Origin of the sequence: Streptomyces eurythermus, assembly GCF_014649115.1 — a bacterium.
In the GTDB taxonomy this organism is placed as follows: Bacteria; Actinomycetota; Actinomycetes; order Streptomycetales; family Streptomycetaceae; genus Streptomyces; species Streptomyces eurythermus.
Map to the genome: position 1 here is coordinate 353903 of NZ_BMSK01000003.1, position 12540 is coordinate 366442.

Annotated in this window: 11 protein-coding genes; 4 read left to right on the top strand and 7 right to left on the bottom strand. The window is 72.3% G+C overall.

What is annotated here, in order from left to right; translation table 11 throughout:
* Positions 1-24: 24 nt before the first annotated feature.
* Positions 25-3288: a S41 family peptidase gene (locus tag IE251_RS07110; RefSeq protein WP_189752025.1), complete on the bottom strand. Its 3264-nt coding sequence runs from the start codon at positions 3286-3288 to the stop codon at positions 25-27.
* Between the two features lie 187 nt (positions 3289-3475).
* On the opposite strand from IE251_RS07110, the gene IE251_RS07115 reads away from it, so the two are divergent.
* Entirely contained in the window at positions 3476-4069 is a 594-nt protein-coding gene (locus IE251_RS07115) for a TetR/AcrR family transcriptional regulator (RefSeq protein WP_189752026.1), read from the top strand.
* A gap of 116 nt (positions 4070-4185) precedes the next feature.
* Complete coding sequence (locus tag IE251_RS07120; RefSeq protein ID WP_189752027.1) at positions 4186-6390, top strand: MMPL family transporter; 2205 nt, start codon at positions 4186-4188, stop codon at positions 6388-6390.
* 82 nt (positions 6391-6472) lie between these two features.
* Here the strand turns inward: IE251_RS07120 and IE251_RS07125 are convergent, their stop codons facing one another.
* The 3 genes from IE251_RS07125 to IE251_RS07135 are packed head-to-tail and all read right to left on the bottom strand — an operon-like array spanning position 6473 to position 8662.
* Complete coding sequence (locus IE251_RS07125; RefSeq protein ID WP_189752028.1) at positions 6473-6973, bottom strand: hypothetical protein; 501 nt, start codon at positions 6971-6973, stop codon at positions 6473-6475.
* 4 nt (positions 6974-6977) lie between these two features.
* Positions 6978-8117 (bottom strand): hypothetical protein, encoded by a 1140-nt coding sequence (locus IE251_RS07130; protein ID WP_189752029.1) that lies wholly within the window; start codon positions 8115-8117, stop codon positions 6978-6980.
* Positions 8117-8662 (bottom strand): hypothetical protein, encoded by a 546-nt coding sequence (locus IE251_RS07135; protein WP_189752030.1) that lies wholly within the window; start codon positions 8660-8662, stop codon positions 8117-8119. Before IE251_RS07135 ends, IE251_RS07130 begins: the two co-directional genes overlap by 1 nt.
* 181 nt (positions 8663-8843) lie before the next feature.
* On the opposite strand from IE251_RS07135, the gene IE251_RS07140 reads away from it, so the two are divergent.
* Positions 8844-9356 carry a YbaK/EbsC family protein gene (locus IE251_RS07140; RefSeq protein ID WP_189752031.1) on the top strand — a complete coding sequence of 171 codons (513 nt, stop codon included), beginning with the start codon at positions 8844-8846 and terminating at the stop codon, positions 9354-9356.
* Between the two features lie 69 nt (positions 9357-9425).
* Complete coding sequence (locus tag IE251_RS07145; RefSeq protein WP_189752032.1) at positions 9426-9704, top strand: DUF1876 domain-containing protein; 279 nt, start codon at positions 9426-9428, stop codon at positions 9702-9704.
* Positions 9705-9738: 34 nt separating this feature from the next.
* Here IE251_RS07145 and IE251_RS07150 read toward each other — a convergent pair whose 3' ends face one another.
* The 3 genes from IE251_RS07150 to cbiQ form a co-directional block, all read right to left on the bottom strand.
* Positions 9739-10917 carry a serine hydrolase domain-containing protein gene (locus tag IE251_RS07150; protein ID WP_189752033.1) on the bottom strand — a complete coding sequence of 393 codons (1179 nt, stop codon included), beginning with the start codon at positions 10915-10917 and terminating at the stop codon, positions 9739-9741.
* Between the two features lie 114 nt (positions 10918-11031).
* The gene (locus tag IE251_RS07155) at positions 11032-11790 is read right to left on the bottom strand and encodes an energy-coupling factor ABC transporter ATP-binding protein (protein ID WP_189752034.1); all 759 of its coding nucleotides are present in this window, start codon (positions 11788-11790) and stop codon (positions 11032-11034) included.
* The gene (gene cbiQ / locus IE251_RS07160; RefSeq protein WP_189752035.1) at positions 11778-12539 is read right to left on the bottom strand and encodes a cobalt ECF transporter T component CbiQ; all 762 of its coding nucleotides are present in this window, start codon (positions 12537-12539) and stop codon (positions 11778-11780) included. Before cbiQ ends, IE251_RS07155 begins: the two co-directional genes overlap by 13 nt.
* Between the last annotated feature and the right edge of the window lies 1 nt (position 12540).

Genomic DNA, 12540 nt, shown 5'->3' on the forward strand with positions numbered 1-12540 from the left:
CCGGAGGGCACCCCACGCCCCCGTCTACCCGGCCGTCCGCGGGGGCAGCTTGGGGCGGGTCCGGTCGGGTACGCCGCTGTAGTCCGGGGGGACCGCCGCCGGGTGGCGCTCCAGCAGTTCCAGGGCCAGCCGGACGGCCTCGCCCAGCACCGGGTAGCGGCCCTCGGCCCAGTCCACGGGGGTGCGCAGCACCTCCACGTCGGGGGCGACGCCGTGGTTCTCCACGGACCAGCCGTAGGCGTCGAACCAGGCGGCGTTCATCGGGACGGTGATGACGGTGCCGTCGCCCAGGCGGTGCCGCCCGGTCATGCCGACGACTCCGCCCCAGGTCCGCTGGCCGACGACCGGCCCGAGGTCCAGCAGCTTGAAGGCGGCGGTGATCATGTCGCCGTCCGAGGAGGTCGCCTCGTCGGCCAGGGCCACCACCGGCCCGCGCGGGGCGTTGGAGGCGTACGACACCGGTTGCGCGTCCCGGGTCAGGTCCCAGCCCAGGATCGTACGGGTCAGCTTCTCCACCACGAGTTCGCTGATGTGGCCGCCCGCGTTGCCGCGCACGTCCACGATCAGCGCCGGCCGGGACATCTCCAGGCGCAGGTCGCGGTTGAACTGGGCCCAGCCGGAGCCGCCCATGTCGGGGATGTGCAGATAGCCGCACTTTCCGTCGCTCAACTCACGCACCACGTCCCGGCGTTTGGCCACCCAGTCCTGGTAGCGCAGGGGCCGTTCGTCGACCAGCGGGACCACGGCGACCCGCCGGGGTCCGCCGGGCTCGCCGTCCGCCGGGGTGAACGTCAGCTCCACGGTCGTACCGCCGGAACCGGCGAGCAGCGGGTAGGGGCCGGTCACCGGGTCCACCGGGCGGCCGTTGACATGGGTGAGGACGGCGCCCTCGCGGATGCCCGTGCCGGCCAGCGGGGAGCGGGCCCGGGAGTCGGAGGAGTCGCCGGCCAGGATCCGGCGTACCAGCCAACGGCCGTCCTGGCGGACGAAGTTGGCGCCGAGGAGGCCCTGCCAGCGCTGGTAGTGGGCCGGGCCCTCGTTGCGGCGGGCGGCGGTGACATAGGCGTGGGAGGTGCCCAGTTCGCCCAGGACCTCGCGCAGCAGGTCGGCGAACTCGTCGGGGGAGGCGACGCGTTCGACCAGCGGGCGGTACTGGTCGAGGACCGCGTCCCAGTCGATGCCGCACATGCCCGGCTCCCAGAAGTAGGCGCGGATCAGCCGGCCCGCCTCGTCGTACGCCTGGCGCCACTCGGCGGGCGGGTCCACCTCGTGCAGGATGCGGCGCAGGTCGATCCACACGGTCGTGTCACCGTCGCCCACCTCGGTCGACGGCACCGCCCGCAGGTCTCCCTCGTCCACCACGACCAGCCGGGTGCCGTCGCCGCTGACCGCGAACCAGTCCAGGTGGTCGACCAGTTCGGACTTCTTCGCCTTGGTGAGGGTGAAGTGCTCCAGGGTCGGGCGTCCGCTGACGTCGGCCGGGTTGACGAAGGTCTCGCCGAGCGCGCCGGAGATCGGCCAGCGCAGCCAGACCAGGCCGCCGCCCGCGACCGGGGCCAGCCCGGAGTACTTGGAGGCGATCACCGGGAACGGGGTGACCCGCATCGCCAGCCCCTCCACCTCGACCGTGACCGTGCCGGCCTCGCCGGTCTCCTCGTCCTCCAGCGGGTCCAGCCCGCCGGCGGCCGGCCGGCCCTCCGGGTTGAGCGCGAAGGGGGAGGGGGTCGCCGAGGACAGCGGGACCAGGTAGGGGCGGCAGCCGAGCGGGAAGGACAGGTCGCCGGTGTGCACGTCGTAGACCGGGTCGAAGCCGCGCCAGGACAGGAAGGCGAGATAGCGGCCGTCGCGGGTGAAGACCGGGTTCTCGTCCTCGAAGCGGCCGTTGGTGACGTCCACGATCAGCCGGTCCTTGATGCGGGCCAGCTTGATCTGCCGGAGCGAGCGGCCGATGCCGGGGTGCGACCAGGTGAGCCAGGCGCCGTCCGGGGAGAAGGCGAGGTCGCGGACGGGCCCGTTGACGGAGCGGATCAGCTCGGTGACCGCGCCCGTGTCCTCGGCGGCCGCCTCTTCGGGCTCGTCCGGCACGTCGATGAGCAGCAGCCGTCCGTCGTGGGAGGCGACCGCCAGCCGTTCGCCCAGCGGGTCGGAGGCCAGTTCCAGGACCCGGCCGAGGGCGCCGGAGGCCAGCCGGCGGGGGGCGCGGTCGCCGGTGGCGCGGGGGAGCTGGGCGATCTCGACGGCGTCCGCGCCCTCGGCGTCGGTGACGTAGGCGACCTGCCCGGTGGACCCCAGCATCTCCGGCAGCCGGACCCGTACGCCGGGTGTCTCGGTGAGGGTGCGGGCCGGGCCGTCGCGGTGGGTGAGCCAGTACAGGCTGCCGCGGACGACGACCGCGCTGGCCCGGCCGGTCTCGTCCACGGAGATGCCGTCGACGTGCTGCGCGGCCGGCACCTGGTAGGGGCGGCGGCCGGTGCGCGGTCCGGTGAGCCGGACGTCGAGCCGGCGCGGTCCGGCGCCGGGGGAGAGGTCGTCCACCAGCCACAGGTCGCCCGCGCACTGGTACACCACCCGGCTGCCGTCGCTCGCGGCGTGCCGGGCGTAGAAGGCGTCGTGGTCGGTGTGGCGGCGCAGGCCGGTGCCGTCGGGGGCGCAGGAGTAGAGGTTGCCGACGCCCTCGTGGTCGGAGAGGAAGGCGATCCGGCCGGCGACGAACATGGGGCAGGACAGATGGCCGTCGAGGTCCGCCAGCAGCCGCTGCCCGTGCAGCCACAGGCGGCCCGTGGCGCCGCCGCGGTAGCGCTTCCAGGAGGCCGGTTCGTGCGGCGGGGTGCCGGTGAGCAGCAGGGTCCGGCGCTCGCCGCCGAGGCCGGTGACCTGGATGTCGGAGACCGGTCCCCAGGGCAGCCGGCCGCCCGGGTCGCCGTCGGGCGGCACCTTGTAGGCCCAGGTGAAGTGGGAGAAGGGCTGGCCGTGGGAGGCGACGGCCAGGATGCCGCCGTCCGGGGTCCAGCCGCAGACCTGGGTGTCGACGCTGCCCCAGTACGTCAGCCGGCGTGCGGGCCCGCCGCCGTCCACGTCGACGAGGTGGATCTCGGGGACGAGACTGCGCCAGGAGGTGTAGGCGATGTGGCGGCCGTCGGGGGAGAAGCGCGGATGGCCGGCCTTGGTGCGGTCCGCGGTGAGCCGCCAGGCGCGCTCCGGGGCGCCGAGGCGGGTCAGCCAGAGGTCGTCCTCGGCCACGAAGCACAGCAGGTCGCCGCTGAGGTGGGGAAGGCGCAGATAGCTCACCCTCCCCATGCTTTTCCGGGCGTACGGGCCCGGCAACTCGTGGCCGGGGCGCCCGCGCCGGCCGGGTCCCCTTATGGGCTCTTCACCTTCGTGACCCAGCACACGTACGAAACCGTTTCGTTTCGCAGAGCGGCCGGGGTATCTTCGGTGATACGAAGGCGGAAGCCCCGGAGCGGAGGTGAGTGGCATGACCGAAGGCGTCGCGACGACGCGCCGCAGTCGGATCACGCCCGAGCGCGAGGCCGAGTTGTACGAGGCCGTGCTCGACCTGCTCCGGGAGGTCGGCTACGACGCCCTCACCATGGACGCCGTGGCCGCCCGCACCCGCTCCAGCAAGGCCACGCTCTACCGCCAGTGGGGCGGCAAGGCCGAACTGGTCGCGAAAGCCGTCCGGCACGGCAAGCCGGGCCGCGTCGCGGAGGTCGACACCGGATCGCTCAAGGGCGACCTGCACGCCCTCATCCTGCACGCCGACGACTGCGAGATGGAGCAGAACTCCGCGCTGATGCGGGGCCTGGCCATGGCGGTGCACGGCAACCCGGACCTGCTCCAGGCGTTCAGGGAACACCTGATCGAGCCGGAGCTGGCCGAGCTGCGCCGGGTGCTCCAGCGGGCGGTCGAGCGGGGCGAGGTCCGTGCGGACAACCCCGCGACCGGGTTCGTGCTCCACATGATGATCGGCGCGTTCGCCGCCCGCACCCTGATCGACGAACAGCCGCCGACACAGGACTTCCTCCTTTCGTACATCGACGCCGTGGTCCTCCCCGCCCTCGGCGTCTGAAACCGACGCGACACCCACCTCCCCAGCAAGCCCACCACCTGACGTCACCGCTCACGTCGTCGGGCTGATCATCCCTGCCCAGCTGAACCCACGACTTGACCGGGAGTACGCCCTAAGTGGCCACATTCCTCTACAAACTCGGCCGCCTCGCCTTCCGGCGACGGCACTTCGTCGCCCTGATATGGGTCGCGCTGCTCACCCTCGCCGGGGTGGGCGCGGCCTCAGCGCCGGCCCCCGGCACCACCTCCTTCTCCATCCCCGGCACCGAGGCCCAGAAGGCCTTCGACCTGCTGGAACAGCGCTTCCCCGGGATGAGCGCCGACGGCGCCACCGCCCGAGTCGTCTTCAAGGCCCCGAGCGGCGAGAAGATGACGGACGCCGGGAACAAGGCGGCCGTCGAGAAGACCGTCAAGGAACTGGGCGGCGGCCCCGAGGTCGCCTCCGTCGCCGACCCCTACACCGGGCACGCCGTCAGCAAGAACGGCACCGTCGCGTACGCGTCGGTGAAGTACAAGGTCTCCGGCATGGAGCTGGAGGACAGCACCCGGGACGACCTCAAGGAGGCCGCGCAGCACGCGCGGGACGCCGGGCTGACCGTCGAGATCGGCGGTGACGCGCTGAACGCGACGCCGGAGACCGGCTCCAGCGAGATCATCGGCATCGCGATCGCCGCCGTCGTCCTCGTCATCACCTTCGGCTCGCTGCTCGCCGCCGGGCTGCCGCTGCTGACCGCGATCATCGGCGTCGGCATCGGCGTCGCCTCGATCACCGCGCTGGCCTCCGCCCTGGACCTGGGCTCCACCACCTCCACCCTGGCCACGATGATCGGCCTCGCCGTCGGCATCGACTACGCCCTGTTCATCGTCTCCCGCTACCGCGCCGAACTCGCCGAGGGCCGCGAGCGCGAGGAGGCCGCCGGCCGCGCCGTCGGCACGGCCGGCTCCGCGGTGGTCTTCGCCGGCCTGACCGTCGTCATCGCCCTGGTCGGCCTGTCCGTCGTCAACATCCCGATGCTGACGAAGATGGGCGTCGCGGCGGCGGGCACGGTCGCCATCGCCGTCCTCATCGCCCTGACGATGATCCCGGCGCTGCTCGGCTACGCCGGCCGCAAGATCAAGCCGGCCGGGGAGAAGAGCAAGCTGCTCGGCGGCGGCCGTACGCCCAAGCGGCCCGGCCGCCCCAACATGGGCACCCGCTGGGCCCGGTTCGTCGTGCGCCGCCCGGTCGCCGTGCTGGTGCTCGGCGTCCTCGGCCTCGGCGCGGCGGCGCTCCCGGCCGCCTCGCTGGAGCTGGGCCTGCCCGACGACGGCTCCCAGCCCGTCTCCACCACCCAGCGCCGCGCCTACGACCTGCTCTCCGAAGGCTTCGGCCCCGGTTTCAACGGCCCGCTGATGGTCGTCGTCGACGCCAAGGACAGCGCGCGTCCCAAGGACGCGTTCGCCGAGGTCGGCGCCGAGATCAAGGGCCTGAAGGACGTCGTCACGGTCACCCCGGCCGCGCCCAACAAGGCCGGCGACACCGCGACGATCACCGTCGTGCCCCACTCCAAGCCCTCCTCGGTCACCACCGAGGACCTGGTGCACGCCATCCGTGACAAGGGCGCGGAGATCACCCGGGACACCGGTGCCACGGTGCTCGTCACCGGCTCCACGGCGATGAACATCGACGTCTCGCAGAAGCTGAACGACGCGCTGCTGCCGTACCTGGCCCTGGTGGTGGGTCTCGCGTTCCTGCTGCTGATCGTGGTGTTCCGCTCGGTGCTGGTCCCGCTGAAGGCGGCCCTCGGCTTCCTGCTGTCGGTGCTCGCCGCGCTCGGCGCCGTCGTCGCGGTCTTCCAGTGGGGCTGGCTGTCCGGCCTGATGGGCGTCGAGCAGACCGGCCCGGTCATGTCGATGATGCCGATCTTCATGGTGGGCGTCGTCTTCGGCCTCGCGATGGACTACGAGGTGTTCCTCGTGACCCGGATGCGGGAGGCGTACGTCCACGGCGAGACGCCCGGCCAGGCCGTGGTGACCGGCTTCAAGTACGGCGCCCGGGTCGTGACCGCCGCCGCCGTCATCATGATCGCCGTGTTCTCCGGCTTCATCGGCTCCAGCGAGTCGATGGTCAAGATGATCGGCTTCGGCCTCGCGATCGCCGTCTTCTTCGACGCGTTCGTCGTCCGCATGGCCATCGTCCCGGCGGTCCTCGCGCTGCTCGGCAAGCGCGCCTGGTGGCTGCCGAAGTGGCTGGACCGCGCGCTGCCCAACGTGGACGTGGAGGGCGAGGGCCTGCGCGCCCACGCCGACCCGGAGGAGGAGAGGGAACTGGTACGCGCCTGACGTACCGCCTCCGCTGACCAGCCGGTGAGGGTGCCCGTGGGGACGGGGACGCACCCTCACCGGCTCTTCACTGTCCGGGGTCTCAGGTGCGCCGCAGGCGGAACGTGGGGCACACGTCGGGGTCGTAGTCCTCGTAGAGGTACATCCGCTGGGAGTCCTTGGCGATGGACAGCATGTCGACGGTGTAGTCGCGCAGGAAGAGCTCCGGTTCCGTGAAGGACAGGTGGACCTGCGCGTGGTCGCCGGGCTGGTGACCTCCCTCCACGTCCCAGGTGCCGGAGCCGTCGAATGTCTCGCCGAGTTCGCTCTTGTACCAGGCGCCGGTCGGCCAGTTGCGCACGGTGACGGTCCCACCGGTGCCGGTGTCCGACGCCTTGAGAGTGATCTTCACGCCCTTGGCGTGGGCCTCACCCGTGTAGGTGCCTTCCAGCTCCCCCGTGGTCGCGGAGACGGCCTGTTTCCCCATGCACGCCTCCACGGCCGTCGACGCGGAGGAGCAGGAGGCCAAGGGGGACAGCAGGGCCAGTACGGTGGCGGCCGTCAGCAGGCGCGCACGCCTCCCCGCCATGCGGACTCGGGACACCGGACTACTTTCCCTTCGCCGGAATGCGTTCGGTCCAGACGATCTCCTGTCCCACGGACGAGAAGACGCCTTCCTCACGGTTGAGCTTGTCGAGCCAGTCGTAGTAGCCGATGTAGTGCAGGAACGACGCGTTGCTCGTGTCGTTGTGCAGCTTGTACTCGACCACCAGCGAGCCGTCGGGGTCCTCGCCCTTGACCGTGTAGTGCAGGTTGTACGAGCCCGTGAACGCCTCGCCGAGGTGCTCCTCGTCCCCCGTGACGATGGCGGGCAGGTCCGTGGTGACGAGCTTCTTGAGCGCGCCCAGCTTGCCGCTCTCCGAGATCGAGTAGGACACGTTGCCCTCGCTCAGGCCGTCGCCGCGGAACTTCTCGACCGTGTCCAGCCGGAGCTGCCGCATGCTCTCGCTGGAACGGATCAGCTCGGTCATCTCGTCGCCGCTGTGGTACGTCCGCTGCCGGGAGCCGTCACCGGTCACCCAGTCCCAGCCGAGCGAGTACGGGTCGTCCGAACTGGACGCCGGGTAGGGGTTCTCACCCTTCATGGCGAGGTTCAGCGCGTTGTACTCGTCCTCCCCGATCTTCTTCGTGGAGTCGATGTCCGTGAACCTCGGGGCGTCGTTGAACCACTGGCCGAGGCCCAGGTCCGACGTCAGGCTGTAGGCGAGGTTGCGGTCGGCCGTGACGGCGCGCCGGAGCAGTCCTGCCATCTCGTGCTGCGCGGCCTCGATGCTCTTGTGCTCCTCGTCGGTGAGCGTGGCTTTGCAGGCGCCGTCGACGATGTCGCCGGCCACGGTCCCGTCCGTGTTGACGTACAGACCCTTCTCCGTGATCCGCCGGACGGCGTCCTTGAGGTCCTTCTGGGCGGACTTCAGATCGCTCACCGCGTCCTCGACCACGCGTCGCGCCGAGTCCGCCACCTTCGCGGCGTTCTCCAGCTGACGCTGGACGTCGTCGATCATCCGCCAGGCGTACGGAGCCGCGACCCCCTCCCAGTAGCCCTTGTCGCGCAGCGGGCTGAGGACCTCGTCGTTCATGCGCTTGCCGAGACCTTTGATGTCGCGGTGGACGCTTTCCCAGCGGTCCGCGAGGTCGTCCAGGGTCGACAGGTCCGCGGCCAGCAGATCCTGGAAGAAAGTGCCGGACATCAGTAGCCCTCCAGTGCCGAACGGATGCGCACCTGGTTCGACGTCTGCCCGACGGCGACGTCGGTCTTGGTGTAGGTCCCGTCGCTCGATCGCAGGCTCTCGGAGATGTGCGCCAACCACGCCGTCACCGTGCCGGCCTGCCGTTCCCACTGCCGGTGGGCGAGCTGGATCGCCAGTGCGGACTCGAGCACCCCCAGCGCGCGCACCGCCGTCAGCGCCGGCTCCTCCAGTGAGGCCGCCGGCTTGTAGAAGGCGTCGTGGATGTCGTCCACCTGGCCGGCGGCCTTCTTGAGCACGCCCGGTGCGATCTTCAGGTCCGGCGGGCCGCCCGGGGCCGCCGGCGGCTTGATGATGCCGGGCGGGTCCGGACGCAACTGCGGCCGGTCCAGCGGGTCGGCGGTGCTGCCGGCGGGCGGTGCCGTGTAGTGGCCCTCGAAGCCCGGCAGGACGCCGTGCCGCTTGACCTCGTCCGGGGACAGCGGCAGCTTCGACTGTCCCGGTTCGGGCAGCTTGTCGTCCCCGTGTACGGCTTTGCGTTCGCTCACGTGTATCCCCCGTCGCCCGGTCGCCGACACGGCCACCAGGCCTCTTGCTGTGTTCGTTCCTTTGCGCGGATGGTGTTCTGTCGCGCAGCCAGACAATCATGACGACGGACCAGGGTCACATCCGGTTCCGGGGACCGAAATGACCGTGAGCGGCGGCCGGGTGTGTCGTAGCGTGCCCCGCATGACGACGACAGACGCCAACGCCGAAGACTCCGGAGCCCACCCCCGGTTCGCCGAAGCGCTGCGGGCGCTCGGGCTGGAGGACGTCCTCGCGCGCACCCGCCGCTTCCCGGAGGCCACCCGGACCGCGGCCGAGGCCGCCGCCGCGATCGGGTGCGGGCTGAGCCAGATCTGCAAGTCCCTGGTCTTCGCCGCCGACGGGGAGCCGGTGCTGGTGCTGATGGACGGGGCCTCGCGGGTGGACGTGGAGCGGGTGCGGGAGGAACTGGGCGCGGGGAAGGTCGGCCGGGCCGACGCCCGGGTGGTGCGGGAGACCACCGGGTACGCCATCGGCGGTGTGCCGCCCTTCGGGCACCGCACCCGCACCCGGGTCCTCGCCGACCGCGCGCTGCTGGAGCACGACGTGGTGTGGGCGGCGGCCGGTACGCCGCACACCGTCTTCCCCGTGGCGCCGAAGGACCTCGTCGTGCACGCCGGCGCCACCGTCGCGGACGTGCGCGAACGCACCGCCTGACACCGCCGGCATGGCGGGCCGGGGTGACAGGGCGCACCCTGGAAGCAGCGATTCTCGGAGGTGGTCGCGATGACGCACACCACTGTCGGTTGGCACGTCGAGCTGGAGTTCAAGGAGGAGGACGACCTGCACACGCGCGCGGCGGCCCTGGTGCGGCTGCCCGACGGCAGCGAGGTACGGGCGCACGGCCGGGCCAGCAGGCACCAGGTCGACCCCAACCAGCCCCGGGTCGGCGAGGAGATCGCCGGCGCCCGCGCGCTGAACGACCTGGCCATGCAACTGCTGAGCAAGGCGCACGAGGAGATCGACTCGGCGTCCGGGCGGACCTCCCACCCGATCCACGTGTGATCCGCGCCCGGCGTGCGCCGGGCGCGGCCGTGGATCAGGCGAGCGCCGTGCGCACGGCCCGTACCAGCGCCTGCGCCCTAGGGTCCGCCGTCACGCTCGCGCGGAAGCCGTTGGTGACATAGCCGAAGGCGATGCCGGACTCCGGATCGGCGAAGGCGAGGGCCCCGCCGCGGCCGGGGTGGCCGAAGGAACCGGGGGAGAGCAGCGGCGACGCGGTGCCGTGCAGCATGTAGCCGAGTCCGAAGCGGGTGCCGACGACCAGCACCCGGTCCGGCCCGGCGGACCGCTCGGTGCGGGCCAGCTCCATGGTGTCCGGGGTGAACAGGCGGGTGCCGCCGTCCACCTCGCCGGTCAGCGCGGCGTAGAAGCGGGCCAGTCCGTCGGCCGTGGCGATGCCGTTGGAGGCGGGCAGGGCGGCGGCGCGGTAGCCGGGGTCGTTCTCGTCCGGCAGCGGGGTGATCGCGGCGAACGCGCGGCGGGTGAGGGAGTCCGGGTCGGCGTAGGCCTCGGCCACCGCGCGCTTGGGGCGGGTCTTCAGACCGCCCGCCGTCTCGGGCGTCTCCGCCCGGCCGACCCGGCCCGCGCGGGCCCGCTCCGCCTCCGGCAGCCCGAGCCACAGGTCCGCGCCGACGGGCCCCGCCATCTCCTCGGCCACCCACTCGCCCACCGGGCGGCCGGTGACCCGGCGCAGCAGTTCGCCGGTGAGCCAGCTGTAGGTCTGGGCGTGGTAGCCGTGCTCCGTGCCCGGCTCCCACACCGGCGCCTGGGCGGCCACGGCCGCGGCGCCGAGATCGGGGTCGACGGCCTCGGCGGGGGTCAGCGGACGGTCCAGCACGGGTACGCCCGCCCGGTGCGCGAGCAGGTGCCACACCCGGGTCCGGTCCTTGCCGGCCGCCTTGAACTCCGGCCAGTACGCGCCGACGGGGGCGTCCAGGTCCAGTTCGCCGCGCTGGTGCAGGAGCAGCAGGGCGGCGGCGGCCACGCCCTTGGTGGCCGAGCGCACGATCTGGGCGGTGCCGGGCTCCCAGGGCGCCGTGCCGTCGATGTCCCGGGTGCCGGCCCACAGGTTCACCACGCGGTGTCCGTCGCGGTAGACCGCGACGGCCGCGCCGCGCTCGCCGAGCCGCGCGAAGTTCTCGGCGAACGCCTCCCTGACCGGCTCGAAGCCCTCGGCCACTGTGCCGTTCACGGCCGCGTTCTGCACGTTCGCCATCCCTTCCCGATCGCCTGCGACAGTGGGTGCAACAGGGCGCGCACGCCTGCGATTCCTCGGTGGGACCGGCCCGGCGGAATCGTTACGTCGACGTAGCCGGGGGTGGGGCGGAGGTCACGCGCCCATGGTCACGGACTTCGGGTCGAAGCCGAACGGCAGCTCCAGCCGGTGCGCCCGCATCAGCTCCTCGTCGGAGAGCAGTTCGCCGGTCGGGCCGTCCGCCGCGATCACGCCGTCGCTGAGGATCAGGGAGCGGGGGCACAGCTCCAGCGCGTACGGCAGGTCGTGCGTGACCATGAGGACCGTCACGTCCAGCGAGCGCAGGATGTCGGCGAGCTCGCGGCGGGAGGCCGGGTCGAGGTTGGACGACGGCTCGTCCAGGACCAGGATCTCCGGTTCCATCGCGAGCACGGTGGCCACCGCGACCCGGCGGCGCTGCCCGAAGGACAGGTGGTGCGGCGGCCGGTCGGCGAAGTCCCGCATGCCGACCCGCTCCAGCGCGGTGTCCACCCGCTCCTGGAGCGCGGCCCCCTTGATCCCGGCGGCGGCCGGGCCGAACGCCACGTCCTCCCGCACGGTCGGCATGAACAGCTGGTCGTCCGGGTCCTGGAAGACGATGCCGACCTTCTGCCGGATCGCGGCCATGTGCTGCCTGCCGACCGGCAGCCCGGCCACGGTCACCGTGCCCGTGCCGCCGCTCAGGATGCCGTTGAGGTGCAGGACCAGGGTGGTCTTGCCGGCGCCGTTGGGGCCGAGCAGGGCGACCCGCTCGCCGCGCGCGAGGGAGAAGTCCACGCCGAACAGGGCCTGGTGTCCGTCCGGGTAGGCGAAGGCGAGGCCGGAGACCTCCAGAGAAGCAGTCACAGGAACCATCCCAGCAGACAGACGACGAGGGCGGCACAGGGGAGGGTGAGGGCGTGCCGCCACTGGGCGCCGGAGGCGGTCACCTCGTCGATGACCGGCATCGACCCGGCGTACCCCCGGCTCACCATGGCCAGGTGGACCCGCTCCCCGCGTTCGTAGGAGCGGATGAACAGCGCGCCGGCGGACTTGGCGAGCACGCCCCAGTGCCGCACGCCCTTCGCCTCGAAGCCGCGCGACTCCCGGGCGATCCGCATCCGGCGCATCTCGTCGGTGATGACGTCGCCGTAGCGGATCATGAAGGAGGCGATCTGCACGAGCAGCGGCGGCAGCTTCAGCCGTTGCAGGCCGAGCAGGAGTTCGCGCAGCTCGGTGGTGGCGGCCAGCAGCACGGAGGCGGCGACGCCGAGGGTGCCCTTGGCGAGCACGTTCCAGGCGCCCCACAGCCCGTTCACGCTGAGCGAGAGCCCGAGGACGTGCACCCGCTCGCCCTCGGCGACGAACGGCATGAGCACCGCGAACGCCACGAACGGCACCTCGATCAGCAGCCGCCGCAGCAGGAAACCGGCGGGCACGCGCGCGTGGTACGCGACGGACGCGAGCAGCACGGCGTACACCGCGAACGCCCACATCGCCTCGCGCGGGGTGGACACCACGACCACCACGAACAGGAACGCGGCGGCGAGCTTGGTGTGCGGCGGCAGCCCGTGCACGGGCGAGTGCCCGTGCCGGTACAGCCGGTGCGCGTGTCCAGCCCCCATG

What these genes read in the sequence shown, in the direction of transcription:
- IE251_RS07140 (WP_189752031.1), top strand. Translation starts at nt 8,844, where the DNA reads ATGACGACGACAGACGCCAACGCCGAAGACTCCGGAGCCCACCCCCGG.
- IE251_RS07130 (WP_189752029.1), bottom strand. Translation starts at nt 8,117, where the DNA reads ATGTCCGGCACTTTCTTCCAGGATCTGCTGGCCGCGGACCTGTCGACC.
- IE251_RS07145 (WP_189752032.1), top strand. Translation starts at nt 9,426, where the DNA reads ATGACGCACACCACTGTCGGTTGGCACGTCGAGCTGGAGTTCAAGGAG.
- IE251_RS07150 (WP_189752033.1), bottom strand. Translation starts at nt 10,917, where the DNA reads ATGGCGAACGTGCAGAACGCGGCCGTGAACGGCACAGTGGCCGAGGGC.
- IE251_RS07115 (WP_189752026.1), top strand. Translation starts at nt 3,476, where the DNA reads ATGACCGAAGGCGTCGCGACGACGCGCCGCAGTCGGATCACGCCCGAG.
- IE251_RS07155 (WP_189752034.1), bottom strand. Translation starts at nt 11,790, where the DNA reads ATGGTTCCTGTGACTGCTTCTCTGGAGGTCTCCGGCCTCGCCTTCGCC.
- cbiQ (WP_189752035.1), bottom strand. Translation starts at nt 12,539, where the DNA reads ATGGGGGCTGGACACGCGCACCGGCTGTACCGGCACGGGCACTCGCCC.